At 49.3% G+C, this 15,830-nt stretch carries 15 protein-coding genes, 1 tRNA gene and 5 pseudogenes; 17 read left to right on the plus strand and 4 right to left on the minus strand.

All coding sequences use genetic code 11. From position 1 onward, the window contains the following. Positions 1–54: 54 nt before the first annotated feature. Positions 55–336, plus strand: coding sequence for an acylphosphatase (yccX, locus tag HVX64_RS09390; RefSeq protein ID WP_043001149.1), 282 nt, complete (start codon positions 55–57; stop codon positions 334–336). Here yccX and tusE read toward each other — a convergent pair. The 3 genes from tusE to yccA all read right to left on the minus strand — a co-directional run bounded on the left by tusE (position 333) and on the right by yccA (position 3,024). Further along, a complete protein-coding gene (gene tusE / locus HVX64_RS09395) occupies positions 333–662 on the minus strand; it encodes a sulfurtransferase TusE (RefSeq protein WP_043001148.1) in 330 nt (109 codons plus the stop codon). The genes yccX and tusE overlap by 4 nt on opposite strands. Positions 663–758: 96 nt before the next feature. Further along, positions 759–2,122, minus strand: a protein-coding gene (locus tag HVX64_RS09400) for an IS3 family transposase (protein ID WP_249033498.1) whose coding sequence is annotated in 2 segments (ribosomal slippage) — positions 759–1,618 and positions 1,618–2,122 — 1,365 coding nt in all. Because the reading frame shifts where the segments join, the coding sequence is not laid out codon by codon here. Between the two features lie 242 nt (positions 2,123–2,364). Further along, positions 2,365–3,024 carry an FtsH protease modulator YccA gene (gene yccA / locus HVX64_RS09405; RefSeq protein ID WP_012905355.1) on the minus strand — a complete coding sequence of 220 codons (660 nt, stop codon included), beginning with the start codon at positions 3,022–3,024 and terminating at the stop codon, positions 2,365–2,367. Positions 3,025–3,298: 274 nt separating this feature from the next. On the opposite strand from yccA, the gene HVX64_RS09410 reads away from it, so the two are divergent. Continuing rightward, positions 3,299–3,386: transfer RNA gene (locus tag HVX64_RS09410), tRNA-Ser, on the plus strand. A 102-nt stretch (positions 3,387–3,488) separates the two neighbouring features. Here the strand turns inward: HVX64_RS09410 and HVX64_RS09415 are convergent. Continuing rightward, a pseudogene (locus tag HVX64_RS09415) lies at positions 3,489–4,184 on the minus strand (tyrosine-type recombinase/integrase); the annotation flags it as partial. A 20-nt stretch (positions 4,185–4,204) separates the two neighbouring features. Here HVX64_RS09415 and HVX64_RS09420 point away from each other — a divergent pair. The 15 genes and pseudogenes from HVX64_RS09420 to HVX64_RS09485 all read left to right on the plus strand — a co-directional run bounded on the left by HVX64_RS09420 (position 4,205) and on the right by HVX64_RS09485 (position 15,785). Next, the gene (locus HVX64_RS09420; protein ID WP_249418901.1) at positions 4,205–4,429 is read left to right on the plus strand and encodes a DUF2514 family protein; all 225 of its coding nucleotides are present in this window, start codon (positions 4,205–4,207) and stop codon (positions 4,427–4,429) included. Positions 4,430–4,672: 243 nt separating this feature from the next. After that, a complete protein-coding gene (locus tag HVX64_RS09425; protein WP_181825390.1) occupies positions 4,673–4,885 on the plus strand; it encodes a cold-shock protein in 213 nt (70 codons plus the stop codon). Positions 4,886–4,895: 10 nt separating this feature from the next. Further along, complete coding sequence (locus tag HVX64_RS24100) at positions 4,896–5,084, plus strand: cold-shock protein (protein ID WP_071887719.1); 189 nt, start codon at positions 4,896–4,898, stop codon at positions 5,082–5,084. A gap of 65 nt (positions 5,085–5,149) precedes the next feature. Further along, on the plus strand, positions 5,150–5,380 hold the full coding sequence (locus HVX64_RS09430; protein ID WP_043001123.1) for a hypothetical protein: 231 nt from the start codon (positions 5,150–5,152) through the stop codon (positions 5,378–5,380). A gap of 208 nt (positions 5,381–5,588) precedes the next feature. After that, positions 5,589–5,762 carry an addiction module toxin, GnsA/GnsB family gene (locus tag HVX64_RS09435; protein WP_043001969.1) on the plus strand — a complete coding sequence of 58 codons (174 nt, stop codon included), beginning with the start codon at positions 5,589–5,591 and terminating at the stop codon, positions 5,760–5,762. A gap of 349 nt (positions 5,763–6,111) precedes the next feature. Beyond that, positions 6,112–6,657 carry a terminase small subunit gene (locus HVX64_RS09440; protein WP_181825391.1) on the plus strand — a complete coding sequence of 182 codons (546 nt, stop codon included), beginning with the start codon at positions 6,112–6,114 and terminating at the stop codon, positions 6,655–6,657. Then, positions 6,632–8,284: pseudogene (locus HVX64_RS09445) on the plus strand (phage terminase large subunit family protein); the annotation flags it as partial. The gene HVX64_RS09440 and the pseudogene HVX64_RS09445, both read left to right, overlap by 26 nt. Beyond that, positions 8,284–8,400: pseudogene (gpW, locus tag HVX64_RS09450) on the plus strand (gpW family head-tail joining protein); the annotation flags it as partial. The pseudogenes HVX64_RS09445 and gpW, both read left to right, overlap by 1 nt. Further along, positions 8,397–9,989 carry a phage portal protein gene (locus tag HVX64_RS09455; RefSeq protein ID WP_181825394.1) on the plus strand — a complete coding sequence of 531 codons (1,593 nt, stop codon included), beginning with the start codon at positions 8,397–8,399 and terminating at the stop codon, positions 9,987–9,989. The pseudogene gpW and the gene HVX64_RS09455, both read left to right, overlap by 4 nt. Next, positions 9,970–10,497: pseudogene (locus HVX64_RS09460) on the plus strand (S49 family peptidase); the annotation flags it as partial. The gene HVX64_RS09455 and the pseudogene HVX64_RS09460, both read left to right, overlap by 20 nt. A 4-nt stretch (positions 10,498–10,501) precedes the next feature. After that, positions 10,502–10,972: pseudogene (locus HVX64_RS09465) on the plus strand (NlpC/P60 family protein); the annotation flags it as partial. A gap of 7 nt (positions 10,973–10,979) precedes the next feature. After that, positions 10,980–11,654, plus strand: a complete 675-nt coding sequence (locus HVX64_RS09470) for a hypothetical protein (protein ID WP_090049422.1) — start codon at positions 10,980–10,982, stop codon at positions 11,652–11,654. A gap of 41 nt (positions 11,655–11,695) precedes the next feature. Next, positions 11,696–12,103, plus strand: a complete 408-nt coding sequence (locus tag HVX64_RS09475) for a hypothetical protein (RefSeq protein WP_141227560.1) — start codon at positions 11,696–11,698, stop codon at positions 12,101–12,103. A 55-nt stretch (positions 12,104–12,158) separates the two neighbouring features. After that, positions 12,159–12,743, plus strand: coding sequence for a tail assembly protein (locus HVX64_RS09480; protein WP_220186617.1), 585 nt, complete (start codon positions 12,159–12,161; stop codon positions 12,741–12,743). Between the two features lie 51 nt (positions 12,744–12,794). Beyond that, positions 12,795–15,785, plus strand: coding sequence for a host specificity protein J (locus tag HVX64_RS09485; protein ID WP_249418899.1), 2,991 nt, complete (start codon positions 12,795–12,797; stop codon positions 15,783–15,785). Positions 15,786–15,830 lie beyond the last annotated feature (45 nt).

Raw genomic sequence — 15,830 nt, forward strand, 5'->3', positions numbered from 1 at the left:
TCCTGAGTTTTACCCGGATTTGCAACGCGCCCGAGGATGTGAAGGAGAATAACAATGTCGAGAGTCTGCATTATCGCGTGGGTTTATGGCCGGGTTCAGGGCGTGGGATTTCGTTATACCACGCAGCAGGAGGCACGGCGTCTGAGCTTAACCGGTTACGCCAGGAATAGGGATGATGGCAGCGTGGAGGTGGTTGCCAGCGGCGAAGCGGAGCAGGTCGACAAATTACTTAAATGGCTCAAGGACGGCGGCCCGCGTTCTGCCCGGGTAGACAGAGTCCTGAGTGAACCGCACCGTCCTCGAGAGGCGTTTACCGGTTTTAGTATTCGTTATTAAATACACTTCACCGGTTTTGGCAGGCCAGCAATTTTAGTGGCCTGTTTTGCCGGGCCTTTTGGAAACAGACGATACAGATAACGGCTGTTGCCTTTCTCCTCGCCAAACTTATTCGCCATCGCTTTGACTAACATACGAATCGCAGGCGAGGTATTAAACTCCAGATAAAAGTCGCGCACAAAACGCACCACTTCCCAGTGTTCCGGGGAGAGGATAATTCCCTCGTTTTCAGCAATGACCACCGCCATCGGCTCGCTCCACTGCGCGCTATCTTTCAGATAGCCGTCGGCGTCGGTAGCGATTTCTTTACCTTCAAAGATCAACATAATTCTTCACTGCGTTAGACAACCTGGCGGCAGTTTACCAAAAAACAAAGCCCCGCATAAGCGGTGGACTGACCCCATAAATCTGGACAGTTTATATTAAGCGGCCTTCAGAGCCTGGGCCCGGTACTCTACCGGACTCAGGCCTTTTAGTTTCAGGCTTATCCGCTCGTTGTTGTAGTAACGGATATAATCCTCTATCGCCTTCCTCAGTTCGCTGATATTGCTGAACTGACTCAGGTAAAAACACTCCGATTTCAGCGTCCCGAAGAAGTTTTCCATCACGGCATTATCCAGACAGTTTCCTTTTCGGGACATACTTTGCGTCATGCCCTGCGCCTTTAACTTTGCCTGATAGCCTGCCATCCGATATTGCCAGCCCTGATCTGTGTGCAGCAAGGGGGCGTCGTCTGGTCCGAGCTTTAAGAACGCATCCCGCAGCATGGTATTAACCATCTCCATCACCGGCCTTTCCGACAGGCTGTAGGAGATTATTTCCCGGTTAAAAAGATCGAGTACCGGCGACAGGTACAGCTTTTTACCCTGCAGCGAGAACTCTGTAACATCCGTAACCCATTTTTCATTGGCTTTTGATGCACTGAAGTTCCTGCTCAGGATATTGGGGGCTGCCTTGCCTGTTTCCCCCTTCCATGAGCGGTATTTCTTCGCCCTTATCAGAGACCGGAGCGACAGCTCTGTCATCAGCCGCTGCACGGTTTTATGGTTCACCAGCAGACCCTGCTTTCTCAGCGAAAGCGTGATCCTGCGGTAGCCATAACGGCCTTTGTGCCAGGCGTATATCTCACGGATTTTATCTTTCAGCCCGGCATGCCTGTCCACCTGCTTCAGGGCATTCATATTGTAATACCATGTACTGCGGGACATGCCTGCCGCGCGCAGGAGGTCTCGCAGAGCGTGCTTATGCCTCAGTTCACTGATTATCAGGGCTTGCTGCCGTTTTTTTCGCTCTGAACCAAGGCCTTCAACTTTTTTAGATAGGCATTCTCTGCCCGCAGGTAACGGAGTTCAGCCCGGAGTTCTTCGGGGGAGAGTTTTTCCAGTTCTTTATCTGTAGGGGATGGGGGGATTTTTTGTTTTGTCATTTTTCCAGGCCGCCCGCGTTGAATGTTTAGCAGTCCTTCCGCTCCGGCATCGTTGTACACGCAGACCCAGTGTCGGACAAGCGTTTCTGCAGAGAGATTAAACCGGGCAGCTGCTTCACGCATCGTCAGGTGGTCACGGATAACCGCCCGGACGACGACGAGTTTAAATTCAGCTGAATGATGTTTATTTTTCCCTGACAGCCCTTCCATACCGTGGAGTTGCCACGCCCTGACCCAGCGACGGACGGAAGTTCTTTCAACACCAAAACGGTCGGCTGTACGCTCTTCTCCGTCTTTTCCGGACAAATAATGATTAACCACAGCCAGTTTTGTTTCAGGGGAATATTTTGGCTTTGCCATAAAAAACTGCACCTTACTCAGTTGAGTGTCCAACTTTTGGGGTGCAGTCCAGCGGGGCCGAGAGGGATGACAGGGCTCATCACAATACCGGACAAGCAGAGATCACCTCATTAAAAACCTGGAAAATCAATTCATTGATTTTTCGGCTGATAACCACAAAGAAGGAAAAACCACGTTTTTTCCTTCTTTGTCAGTAGTCTCAGCCCCGCATAAGCGGGGCCGGGTGTCATGCCGGATTGCCGTTAATCGCGACTGGCGAAGCCCAAAATGCTGAGCAGGCTGACAAAGATGTTGTACAGCGAAACGTAGAGGCTAACCGTTGCGCGGATATAGTTGGTTTCACCGCCACGGATGATGTTGCTGGTTTCAAACAGGATTGCGCCTGAAGAAATCAGGATAAACACCGCGCTGATCGCCAGGTGCAGCGCTGGCAGTTGCAGGAAGATGTTAGCAACCATACCAATCAGTACCACCACAATACCGGCCATCAGCATGCCGCCGAGGAAGGACATGTCTTTGCGGGTGGTCAGCACGTAGGCGGAGCAGCAGAAAAACACCAGCGCGGTGCCGCCCAGCGCCATCCCGATCACGTCGCCCATTCCAGCGGACAGGTAAGCGTTCAGAATCGGCCCAAGGATGTAACCGAGGAAACCAGTGAAGGCAAACGCGGAAATAATACCGCTTGGCTTGTTCGCCGTTTTATAGGTCAGGAACATCAGCCCGTACATCCCCACCAGCGTCAGAATCAGACCCGGAGAAGGCAGCATCAGCACGGTGCTGGCGGTGGCGGTGATCGCCGAAAATGCCAGCGTCAGGCTCAGCAGAAAATAGGTATTACGCAGTACTTTGTGCGTGCTAAGTAGCGATGTACGGTCATGTGATGAACTAACAATACGATCCATGAGTCACTCTCTTATGACAGATGTAATTAATGATGGAGGATAATGAAAACACAGACGACGACACAGCGCTTTTACCCATCTTTACTCATTTGATCTAAATCAGGTTTCATCGTGGGTAACAGTAAATAGCTGATAAAGTATGAGTGTCGTGCTGAATAAATGGTCAATCTGTTGTTATTTCAGGCTATTAACAGCATTTTGACTGTTTTTCAGGCAAACGAACACATTCGGGCTTTACACAGCGCATCGGGATGTTTATAGTGCGCCTCATTCCGGAAGTGTGGCCGAGCGGTTGAAGGCACCGGTCTTGAAAACCGGCGACCCGAAAGGGTTCCAGAGTTCGAATCTCTGCGCTTCCGCCAGATTAAACAAGGGGTTACCGAAAGGTAGCCCCTTTGTTTTTTGGGCTGTTGGTATAGTGTTGGTATATTCACTTGGTATATTTCCCCATACAGCCAATGAAATCAGTCATCTTTTTTCATCATCGGGATGTCCAGTGTTGGTGAAATTTTAACCCTTCTGTCATAGGTCACAACCTGGCTTTCGGTCATGTGCCCACTGAACAATTGCTTCTCCTTACTGCTTCCCTCGTAATCAGAAATTGCTTTGGCTTTGATATCGTGAAATGTTCCCGGTATGTTCCTTCCAAGTTTTATCGCTGCTGCTTTTTTGGCGTTATTCCACCAGGTGTTGAATGTTTTTTTATTCATTTTTCCGCCGCTGGGGGACGGAATCACGTAACCTTCCGATGATTTATTTGCAAGGCTCCTGCTTGCCAAAGCAACTGCCGCCTGTAAGCGCGGAGTCCACTTCTTGATCTGTTTCTTTCCTGTTTTGTTCTGTTCAATAAAAATACCGTCTGCGCGTAGATCACGTATTTTTAAATCAAATACATCCCCCTCGCGCGCTGCGCAAAGATAAGAGATTTCCATTGCCACCTGGACTTCCACTCGGGCGTTTTCATAAATGGCTAAATAGTCCTCGTCAGGGATGTAAACGTCACGATCAACAAGGGTAAACTTACGAATTCCTCGGCATGGATTACCCTTCACGTAACCACGTTCAAATCCCCATCCAAAAACGCGGGACATACTGGACACTTCCTGGTTAGCCTGGTTCTTACTGGACATACCGCGTTGATCCATATAGATCCACCGAAGCAACAAAACTTGCCACCCGCCTGGACGCCGCAAAGCACACCGCAGATCTTGCCGCTGCCGTCAGAAGCAAAACAGCCAGAGCCGACGCCGGAATGCTCGCCGACATGCTCGGAGATATTGCAGCAGAAGCTAAACGTTATGCTGCAATCGCTGACGAACGCTACATTGCAGGAGTGACTTGTCAACGTACATATGAATCCTTAAGGCAAACTAAAAGTGTATTGCAGAGGGATGAATCAAAATAAAATTCATCAATTAACATAAAAACATGTGCAGTAGCAGAGTGTTACTGCCTTACAAAACTATATCTTGCTATGTAGTGTTAATCATGCGTTAATGGGGCTCTGGTTTGTTACAAATTTATCTGAAGCAGTCACTGTAATAATTTTATTATTTGTTCCTATTGAGATTTCCTTGTCGGCTTTTTCTCTCTGATAATTTTTTTCGGACCATTCTGCCCAAGGGCTTACTCAAAAAAGGTAATGATTATGTCTAACAAAATGACTGGTTTAGTTAAATGGTTCAATCCTGAAAAAGGGTTTGGTTTTATCACTCCAAAAGATGGTAGTAAGGATGTATTTGTACATTATTCTGCTATCCAAAGTAACGATTTTAAGACGCTGAATGAGAATCAGGAAGTCGAGTTTGGTGTTGAACAGGGCCCTAAAGGTCCCTCGGCAGTTAATGTCGTAGCCCTTTAAGGAAACTGTTATTACTAATAATATTCACTTCAGATGTCCTTGTTGCCATGGGTCTCAGTACAGAACATCATCTTTTGATGTCACAGATAGCAATCCTTTCGGCGCGAAATGTATTTTTTGCAAAACTACAATGATTACATTCGATAATATTGCAATGTACATTCGTTCTGGTCAGTCTCCATTAGATTTCAGAAAATAAAAATCAGGCCCCTTATGGGGCCTTTTTTATGCGGTTCTTATTGACAGGGTGTACACGGGAGAATTATGAAAAAAGTGATAGTGTTTTTTAATTCAGAATCCGCGGTAGTAGTATCAGTAATGAAGGGTATTACTACAATAATGCGCGAGTACCCTAATGGGGAAAAAGCACATCTACAAGTAATGTCTGCAGGTTTTCCTTCTATAACCGGAGATCATAAGATTGTTTATGTTGCCTCAGACCGGGATGTTACTTCTGAAGAAATTCTTGAAGCAGCATCAAAACTCTTTAAATGATTACTGTTCATACCTTTATGATTGTGGCTAAAGTAGTAAATGGTTGTTTGATTATTGAGCGAACTTAGTATAAACAATATGCACTAACCCCTTGATTATTGAAACTTTCCAACTTATCGTTTATAGATACCAATGGTTGTTCAAGTTATCACATGAATCATGGGATCTGCCGGGCATAGATGCCAATACAGACCAGAAGAGGTGCATGATGAAAATCGAAGAGTTAAAAAGAAAAACTGAAGCGGATATTTCTGATTTCATTACTAAAAAAATAACTGAGCTCAAAAAAAAGACAGGTAAAGAAGTTGCTGATATCCAGTTTACTGCTCGGGAAAAAATGACTGGACTGGAAAGCTATGACATAAAAATTAATTTAATCTAATCGTCATCGACGGCCAGTTCTAATAAAAGCATCATCTTTCTCAAGAGATGATGCTTTTTTATTTCGGCATTTGAAGTTGAGTAAGTGATTCAGCTTGAACTTCATCACATTTTGTTTGCTTTGTTTTTGTGGGTCCTTTCTGGCGATCTGGTCTGTTACGGGGCGGCGTCCGCGCAGATTCTCGCTATTTATGAAAATTTTCGGGTTTTTGCCGTTTCCGTTCTTCTTCTCGCTAATTCATTGTTTTAAAAGAAAACACCCCCTCAAAAGAAAGGAAACGTTAAGCCAGAAAAATGGGTAAAAAACCCGAGATCGTTTCCGTTCTCTGTTTTTGCGCACGGAGTGAGCTATGGAGGTCAACAAAAAGCGGCTTTCTGACATCTTCGGTGTCAGTGTGCGCACGATCCAGAACTGGCAGGATCAGGGGATGCCGGTTGCGCGCGGTGGTGGAAAAGGTAACGAAGTACTCTATGACTCAGCCGCAGCTATCGAGTGGTATTCCGCGCGCGACGCGGAGATTGAGAATGAGAAATTACGGAAAGAGGTAGAGGATCTTCGCATTGCTTCGGAATCCGACCTCCAGCCAGGCACGATTGAATATGAGCGGCACCGGCTTACCCGAGCACAGGCTGACGCCCAGGAGCTAAAAAATGCCAAAGATACCGCTGAGGTGGTGGAGACCGCATTCTGCACGTTCGTGCTGTCACGGATCGCCGGTGAAATAGCCTGTATTCTCGATGGGATCCCTCTGTCGGTTCAACGGCGTTTTCCGGAACTGGAAAACCGACATATTGATTTCCTCAAAAAGGACATCATCAAAGCCATGAACAAAGCAGCTGCGCTGGATGAAATCATACCGGGGTTGCTGAGTGAATATATCGAACAGTCAGGTTAAGGGACTGCAGCACTCTGCGCGTGCGGGGCTTCATTCTCTGTACAGGCCAGAGCCGCAGACGGCAGTTGAATGGGCTGATACCCATTATTATCTCCCGAAAGAATCTGCTTATCAGGAAGGGCGCTGGGAAACATTGCCTTTTCAGCGCGCGATCATGAATGCGATGGGAAACGACTATATCCGCGAGGTGAACGTCGTTAAATCTGCCCGTGTTGGCTATTCAAAAATGTTGCTCGGGGTTTATGCATATTTTATTGAGCATAAACAGCGAAACTCCCTGATCTGGCTTCCTACCGACGGCGACGCCGAAAACTTCATGAAGTCGCATGTTGAGCCGACTATCCGGGATATTCCTTCACTGCTTTCACTGGCACCGTGGTACGGCAAAAAGCACCGTGACAACACGCTCAGTATGAAGCGTTTTTCTAACGGTCGCGGCTTCTGGTGCCTGGGCGGAAAGGCGGCAAAAAACTACCGTGAAAAATCAGTGGATATTGCCGGATACGATGAGCTCGCAGCATTCGACGACGATATTGAAAAAGAGGGATCTCCGACCTTTCTCGGTGATAAGCGTATTGAGGGTTCGGTGTGGCCCAAATCAATCCGCGGCTCTACGCCCAAAGTGAAAGGAACATGCCAGATTGAACGTGCTGCAAAAGAGTCAGAACACTTCATGCGTTTCCACGTTGCCTGCCCGCACTGCGGCGAGGAGCAATATCTTAAGTTTGGTGATAAAGAAACGCCATTCGGGCTGAAGTGGACGCCCGGTGAACCGGCCAGTGTTTTTTACCTTTGTGAACATAACGCCTGCGTGATTAAACAGCAGGAACTGGACTTTACTGAGGCCAGGTACATCTGTGATACCACAGGGATCTGGACGCGTGACGGTTTATCCTGGTTTTCATCAACAGGCGCAGAAATTGACCCGCCGGACAGCGTGACGTTTCACATCTGGACGGCATACAGCCCGTTCACTACCTGGGTACAGATCGTCAAGGACTGGATCAAAACGAAGGGGGATACCGGAAAGCGCAAAACCTTCGTGAATACCACGCTGGGTGAAACGTGGGAGCCGAAAATCGGTGAACGGCCTGACGCGGATGTGATGGCTGAGCGTAAGGAACACTTTGAAGCCTCAGTCCCTGATCGGGTTGCCTATCTGACCGCCGGGATCGACTCCCAGCTTGATCGATACGAAATGCGCGTCTGGGGATGGGGGCCTGGCGAAGAAAGCTGGCTCATTGACCGGCAGATCATCATGGGCCGTCATGATGATGAGGCGACGCTTCTCAGGGTTGATGAGGCGATCAACAAAACATATCCCCGACAGAATGGCGTTGAAATGTCGATATCCCGTATCTGCTGGGATATCGGCGGTATTGATCCCACCATTGTCTATAACCGCTCGAAAAAGCATGGTCTGTTCCGTGTGATCCCGATAAAAGGGGCATCCGTTTACGGCAAGCCCGTCGCGAATATGCCTCGCAAGCGCAACAAGAACGGTGTCTATCTGACGGAAGTCGGTACTGATACCGCGAAAGAGCAGATTTACAACCGTTTCACCCTGGTAGCCGAAGGTGATGAACCGTTGCCGGGGGCCGTTCACTTCCCCAACAACCCTGATATCGCCGGGTGGAGTTTACGGTGACTTCGGTGAGCGACCTTAAAAAATACATTGCTGATCTGGAGGTTCAGGTCGGTATCACTCAACGTCGCCGGGGGCCGGCAGGATTTTACGTATGAAAACACCTGCACTTTTGGGGCCGGACGGCAGGACGTCGTTACGGGAATACGCCGGTTATCACGGCGGTGGTCATGGTTTTGGTGGTCAACTCAGGGGGTGGCAACCGCAGAGCGAAAGCCCTGATGCGGCGTTACTGCCCAATTTTGCGCGCGGTAACGCCCGCGCAGACGATCTGGTCAGGAATAACGGCTATGCCGCAAATGCGATACAACTGCACCAGGATCATATCGTTGGTTCATTCTTTCGCCTGAGCCACCGTCCGAGCTGGCGTTTTCTTGGCATTTCTGAAGAGGACGCCCGGGCTTTCTCCCGCGAGGTGGAAGCCGCGTGGAAAGAGTTTGCCGAAGACGACAACTGCTTTATCGATGCGGAGCGCAAACGCACTTTCACGATGATGATCCGTGAAGGCGTGGCAATGCACTCCTTTAATGGTGAATTGTGTGTGCAGCCCGCGTGGGACAGCAGCACCGGACGACTTTTCCGTACACAGTTCAAAATGGTCAGTCCGAAGCGCATCAGTAATCCGAATAACACGGGCGACACGCGAAACTGTCGTGCCGGTGTGGCGGTGAACAACACCGGGGCGGCGGTGGGGTATTACGTCAGCGATGATGGTTATCCTGGCTGGATGCCGCAGAAATGGACGTATATTCCGCGTGAGCTGGCTGGTGGGCGCACTTCATTCATTCACATTTTTGAACCGCTGGAGGACGGTCAGACCCGCGGCGCCAACCAGTTTTACAGCGTCATGGAGCAAATGAAGATGCTCGATACGTTGCAGAACACACAGTTACAGAGCGCTATCGTGAAGGCAATGTATGCTGCCACTATCGAGAGTGAACTCGATACCCAGACCGCGATGGATTTTATTCTCGGCGCTGATAATAAAGAGCAGCAGAACAAATTCACGGGCTGGCTGGCGGAAATGGCGTCGTACTACTCTGCGGCGCCGGTTCGCCTGGGTGGGGCTAAAGTACCGCACCTTATGCCGGGTGATTCCCTGAATCTCCAGTCGCCACCGAACGCGGATAACGGCTATTCGGTCTTCGAACAGTCGCTGTTGAGGTACATCTCTGCCGGGCTTGGTGTTTCGTTTGAACAACTGTCCCGGAATTACTCCCAGATGAGTTACTCCACCGCCCGCGCCAGCGCCAATGAATCATGGGCGTTTTTTATGGGGCGCCGGAAATTCGTGGCGTCCCGTCAGGCGTGCATGATGTTTCTCTGCTGGCTGGAGGAGGCCATTATCCGTCGGGTTGTGACATTGCCTTCCCGGGCGAGGTTCAGCTTTCAGGAAGCGCGAAGCGCCTGGGGAAACTGCGACTGGATTGGTTCCGGGCGCATGGCTATTGATGGACTGAAAGAGGTTCAGGAAGCGGTCATGCTGATCGAAGCGGGCCTCAGTACTTATGAAAAAGAGTGCGCCAAACGCGGTGAAGATTATCAGGAAATTTTCGCGCAGCAGGTTCGCGAAACGATGGAGCGCCGCGCCGCCGGGCTCAAACCGCCTTCATGGGCTGCTGCTGCCTTCCAGTCCGGGTTAGAGAATTCCACTAAGGAGGAGAAAGATGACGCCCGAGCTGCGTAATCTCCCGCATATTGCCAGCCTGGCTTTTAATGAGCCGCTGCTACTTGAACCCGCCTATGCGCGGGTTTTCTTTTGCGCGCTGGCGGGCCAGTTGGGTATTACCCGTCTGACAGATACCGTTTCCGGCGTCACTCTCAGCGGTGAACAGATTGCTGAACCTCTTGCGCTGTTTGGTGACGATGAAGAGATGGGGCCGCGCCCGTCACGCAGTTACCAGGTGATCGACGGTATCGCGGTTTTGCCGGTTTCTGGCACGCTGGTGAGTAAAACCCGTTCGCTGCAACCGTATTCAGGTATGACGGGTTACAACGGCATTATTGCCCGCTTGCAACAGGCTATCAGTGATCCCGGCGTGGACGGCATTCTTCTGGATATGGATACACCTGGCGGCATGGTATCCGGTGCTTTTGACTGCGCTGACATTATTGCCCGTCTGCGGGATATCAAACCGGTCTGGGCGCTGGCGAACGACATGAACTGTAGCGCCGGGCAGCTTATCGCCAGCGCGACATAAGGCTCAGTGTGACGCAACGCTTCTCCCCTGGCATATTGTCAGCTGGCCGGAAGGTGATTTACGGACCATTCAGCCCCGCGGGGAGCTACCGTTGCTCGAGCGACCGTTTGTTCTTGGTCACTTCGATTGCTGGGGGCTGGTGATGAGCTACTTCCGGCAAACCCACGGGATAGAACTTCACGATTACCGCGTGGATTATCCGTGGTGGGAAGATCAGTATCCGGATAACTTTTATCAGGAGTGCTGGTTTGAATGTGGATTCCGGGAGTTCACCGGTGCGCCACAACCTGGCGACATGGTGATCATGCAGGTCCAGGCGAATAAGTGGAACCATGCCGGGATCCTGCTGGAGGGTAATATGTTGCTGCATCACCTTTACGGACACCTGAGCCAGCGTGTCCCGTATGGTGGATACTGGCAAGATAGGACAATTTTAGTAGTTCGTCATGTCGGTCTATTTGATGGATAATGGCAAGATGATTAATCATCACAAAGGCAATTTAATTAAAATGATAGCTAATGTCTTATATTATGTAAAAATAGCATTAATTGTTTTGTTAATAGTCGCTGGAATTTTGCTGTGTGCTAATGAAATATTAGGCTGTAAAGTTAATTTATGGACAGGGGGGAGCTATATATTAGCGGGTGTTGGGGGGGCGGCAGCTGTGGAACGCATATTTAGCAGGGAATTTAATTTAGATACAACTAATATTATTGTAGGCGCTATTTTTATTTTAGGAGTTATAGGGATTGTAAATCAGTCAACAGCACTGGATATCAAGCATATTGATCTTCGTAGCGACCTTACTATTGCTTTTAACAATGCTTCCGATAAGTGCGGTGATAAATCAGTTATTTTTAATAACGCGGCAAAAACTTGCGCTTTAGGACCTGTTTACACTAGCTCTGAGTTAATCTATCAATTATCACTTGCTCAACATCTAAACTCTTCTCTTACAGTGATTGATGGTATAGCTCACTCTTTTGATAAGGTAAAGGTTGATCCGTGTATATATAATTACTATAAATATGCAGGCCAATGTCCAGATAGTTTTGGTACGATTAAGGAGAAATATAAGGAGTTTTCTCTTGAACATATTGAAGTGTGTGAAAAATTTCTCCCTGGGTTGTATATGAAGTTTTTTAATTGAATCCGTTTTAACGTTGATGTTTTTATTGAGGGTAAGTATGTATGAGAGCTATTCTTCTATTTGTTGCTGTTTTGGGATTGATTGGGTGTGCTCGTCCATATGGTCCAGCCGAGAAAATTTTAAATCAAGAGTTAGTGACACCTAATAACAATAAAGAGCAAACGAAAATTACCATTACCAGGAATAAACAATTTATTGGCGGTGGCAGTGGGGGAATGTGTAAATTTTTAATTGCAATCGATGATAGAGATTTAGCTCTTCTCCGTCAAAATCAGTTCGTAACCGCCTATTTAGATAAAGGTCCTCATAAGTTACGAGTAAGTAATGATTGCGCAACCCTCAGTATGGGTATGCGTAAGACGCTTGATATCATTGCTGATGGGGCTGAACAGGAATACATTACTGAACAAGGAGTGTGGGGCCAATATAGGATGTGGCGAACCAAGTAATATATTGTATTTTAGGCCGAAAAATTTCGGCCTTTTTATTGGGGGTTTCGAATACATGACTATGATTACTATTGTGCTTGGCGGAACTTTAGGTAAAACTTTCGGTAAATCACATAATCGTGTTGTTACAACTACGGCAGAAGCTATTAGAGCTTTATGTTGTACTATAAATGGCTTTGAAAATTACCTGAACACCAGTAAGCAAAGAGGGATAACTTATGCTGTTTTTCGAGGCAAAAAGAATTTAAGTAAAGAGGATTTAGCATTTCCTGTAACAAACGAAATAATTCGTATTGTACCTGTGGTAATAGGAAGCAAAAAATCAGGAGTTTTACAAACAATACTTGGAGCTGTGTTAGTCGTTGTAGGTGTCGTATTAAGTTTTACTCCAGCAGCTGCAGCCGCACCATGGTTTTATGGTACAGGAGCATCAATGATGCTCGGTGGGGTTATACAAATGCTTTCTCCGCAACCAACTGGTCTCGCCAGCAAGCAGGATGCAGCTAATCAGGCCAGTTACGCTTTCGGTGGCGTGACGAATACTGCCGCACAGGGTTACCCAGTTCCTCTGCTTTACGGTAAGCGTCGCATCGGTGGCGCAATTATCTCCGCTGGCATCTACGTCGAAGATCAGCAATAAAAAATCACTCTCCACCAGGCCACCTTCGGGTGGCTTTTTTATGGGTACGATATGGTAACTGCAACTGCAACTGCGATTAAAGGCCGCAAGGGCGGCAGTTCAAAGACCCGCACACCAACCGAACAACCCGATGACCTGCAGTCTGTTGCAAAAGCAAAAATCCTGATCGCGCTGGGCGAAGGCGAATTTGCAGGCCAGTTGACCGGGAAAGTCATCTACCTTGACGGAACACCCATTGAAAACTATGACGGTTCGAAAAACTTCGGTGGAGTGGCCTGGGAATTTCGTCCTGGTACTCAGGCGCAAAAATATATTCAGGGGATACCGGGCACCGAAAATGAAATTAATGTGGGTACGGCGATCTCCAGCAGTACGGCATGGACTCACACCTTCACAAATATCCAGCTTTCAGCCATCCGCCTGCGTCTGAAATGGCCTTCACTTTTCAGGCAGGAAGACGACGGCGACCTGGTCGGGTACTCGATTAATTATGCGATCGATCTGCAGACCGACGGCGGCGCATGGCAGACAGTGATCAACACGCGTGTGACCGGGAAAACTACATCCGGTTATGAGCGCAGCCATCGCATTGCTCTGCCGCAGGCAGGAACAACATGGACCGTGCGACTTCGCAAAATCACCGCCGATGCCAACAGTGCAAAAATTGGCGATGCGATGACGCTGCAAAGCTACACCGAGGTGATCGATGCCAAGTTGCGCTATCCGAACACCGCTTTGCTCTACATTGAATTTGACTCCAGTCAGTTTAATGGCTCTATTCCGCAGATTTCCTGCGAGCCGCGCGGGCGCGTAATTCGTGTTCCGGATAATTACAACCCCGAAACCCGGACCTATGGTGGTACATGGACCGGCGCGTTTAAATGGGCGTGGACAGACAACCCGGCCTGGATTTTTTACGATCTGGTTGTGACGGATCGGTTTGGTCTTGGTAATCGCCTGACGGCGGCAAACATTGATAAATGGACGTTGTACCAGGTCGCGCAGTATTGCGATCAGCCGGTGCCGGACGGTAAGGGAGGCAGTGGTACCGAGCCCCGTTATATCTGCAACGTCTACGTGCAGAACAGGAATGAGGCATACACCGTGCTGCGGGATTTCGCGGCCATATTCCGTGGGATGACTTACTGGGGTGGCAATCAGATAGTGGCGCTGGCGGACATGCCCCGCGATATCGATTACACCTATACGCGCGCCAACGTTATTGACGGGCAGTTCGTCTATTCAAGCAGCACAACCAAGACCCGCTATACAACTTCTCTGGTTTCCTGGTCCGATCCGGATAATGCTTATGCGGATGCGATGGAGCCGGTGTTTGAACAGTCACTGGTTGCCCGGTACGGCTTCAATCAGCTCGAGCTCACTGCAATCGGCTGCACCCGGCAATCGGAGGCAAATCGTAAGGGGCGCTGGGGGATCCTGACCAATAACAAAGATCGGGTAGTTACTTTCTCTGTTGGTCTGGACGGTAACATCCCGCAGCCAGGTTACGTCATTGCGGTTGCTGACGAAATGCTGTCGGGGAAAGTCACCGGCGGTCGTATCAGTTCTGTGAATGGCAGGGTCATCACCCTTGATCGCGTGGCGGATATCACACCCGGTAACCGTCTTATTGTGAACCTGCCGTCCGGCGTGTCGCAGGCCAGAACAGTACAGGCGGTGAACGGCAGGACCATTACAGTCACGACAGCTTACGGAGAAACACCGCAGGCCGAATGTGTATGGGTTGCTGAATCAGATGAGCTCTATGCGCAGCAGTACCGCGTTGTGAGTGTGGCCGATAATAACGATGGCACATTCACGATTTCCGGGGCTTCTCATGATCCGGATAAATATGCCTGCATTGATACTGGCGCCATCATTGATCAGCGGCCTGTCAGTGTCGTTCCTCCGGGTAATCAGCATGCGCCGGAAAACATCATTATCAGTTCGTTTTCCGTTGTTCAGCAGGGTATCAGCGTCGAAACGATGCGTGCCAGCTGGGACCAGGCACCCAATGCTATCGCTTATGAAGCGCAGTGGCGCCGCAATGATGGCAACTGGGTAAACGTACCGCGCAGCTCCACCACGTCTTTCGATGTTACGGGTATTTATGCCGGGCGCTACCTGGTGCGTGTGCGTGCCATTAACGCCGCGGAGATCTCCTCCGGATGGGGTTACTCGGAAGAGAAAACACTGACGGGTAAGGTCGGTAACCCGCCGAAGCCGGTTGGTTTTATGGCAACGGGCATCAACTGGGGTATTCGTCTGAACTGGGGGTTCCCGGCAAACACTGCTGATACGCTGAAAACGGAGATTCAGTACACCGCGAACAGTGATTTTTCAGATCCGTTGTTGCTTTCTGATGTGCCTTATCCTTCATCGGAATACACACAACTCGGCTTGAGAGCGGGGCAGGAGTTCTGGTACCGCGCGCAACTGGTGGATAAGACCGGAAACGAATCGGGATATACCGACTGGATCCGCGGCATGTCCAACGATAACGCCGATGACTATCTCGGCGATATTGCGGATGGCTTCCTGACTTCCGAAGATGGCGATCGCCTGACCGGAGACATTGACACCAGTCTGGAAGCTGCACTGCAAAATGCTCTGGCGAATCATTCAACCGTTGAGCATCAGTGGGCGCAGTTTGGAGAGGTCCGTGCAGATATCCTGATTGTTAAAACAACCATCGCTGATGTTGATAAAGCGATGGCTGAACTGTCCACACAGGTTCAGGCGCAGATCGAGGATGTGACCGCCACGCTGGAGGACAAGCTCACTGCGGTAGTTGATGCGGACGGGGCGACAGCAATTCACACGCTGAAGGCTGGTGTGCGAATCAACGGCGTGATGTACAACGCCGGGATGTCGATTGCAGTGCTGGCGCAGGATGGTCAGCCCGTGATTACCCGTGTCGGTTTTAACGCCAACCAGTTTGTGCTGATGAGCGGCAGTGGAACGACTCAGTATTCACCATTTGCCGCGCCCTGGTGTTGTAGCGTTTTAATGGCTTTGTTGAATAAATCGAACTTTTGCTGAGTTGAAGGATCAGATCACGTATCTTCCCGACAACGCAGACCGTTC

Origin of the sequence: Citrobacter sp. RHB20-C16, from assembly GCF_013890155.1 — a bacterium.
Classification (GTDB): domain Bacteria; phylum Pseudomonadota; class Gammaproteobacteria; order Enterobacterales; family Enterobacteriaceae; genus Citrobacter_A; species Citrobacter_A amalonaticus.

Bases quoted from the DNA above. Each gene is read 5' to 3' on its own strand.
- yccX (WP_043001149.1), top strand. From the start codon at position 55: ATGTCGAGAGTCTGCATTATCGCGTGGGTTTATGGCCGGGTTCAGGGC.
- tusE (WP_043001148.1), bottom strand. From the start codon at position 662: ATGTTGATCTTTGAAGGTAAAGAAATCGCTACCGACGCCGACGGCTAT.
- yccA (WP_012905355.1), bottom strand. From the start codon at position 3,024: ATGGATCGTATTGTTAGTTCATCACATGACCGTACATCGCTACTTAGC.
- HVX64_RS09425 (WP_181825390.1), top strand. From the start codon at position 4,673: ATGTCTAACAAAATGACTGGTTTAGTTAAATGGTTCAATCCTGAAAAA.
- HVX64_RS09430 (WP_043001123.1), top strand. From the start codon at position 5,150: ATGAAAAAAGTGATAGTGTTTTTTAATTCAGAATCCGCGGTAGTAGTA.
- HVX64_RS09435 (WP_043001969.1), top strand. From the start codon at position 5,589: ATGAAAATCGAAGAGTTAAAAAGAAAAACTGAAGCGGATATTTCTGAT.
- HVX64_RS09440 (WP_181825391.1), top strand. From the start codon at position 6,112: ATGGAGGTCAACAAAAAGCGGCTTTCTGACATCTTCGGTGTCAGTGTG.
- HVX64_RS09455 (WP_181825394.1), top strand. From the start codon at position 8,397: ATGAAAACACCTGCACTTTTGGGGCCGGACGGCAGGACGTCGTTACGG.
- HVX64_RS09470 (WP_090049422.1), top strand. From the start codon at position 10,980: ATGATTAATCATCACAAAGGCAATTTAATTAAAATGATAGCTAATGTC.
- HVX64_RS09475 (WP_141227560.1), top strand. From the start codon at position 11,696: ATGAGAGCTATTCTTCTATTTGTTGCTGTTTTGGGATTGATTGGGTGT.
- HVX64_RS09480 (WP_220186617.1), top strand. From the start codon at position 12,159: ATGACTATGATTACTATTGTGCTTGGCGGAACTTTAGGTAAAACTTTC.
- HVX64_RS09485 (WP_249418899.1), top strand. From the start codon at position 12,795: ATGGTAACTGCAACTGCAACTGCGATTAAAGGCCGCAAGGGCGGCAGT.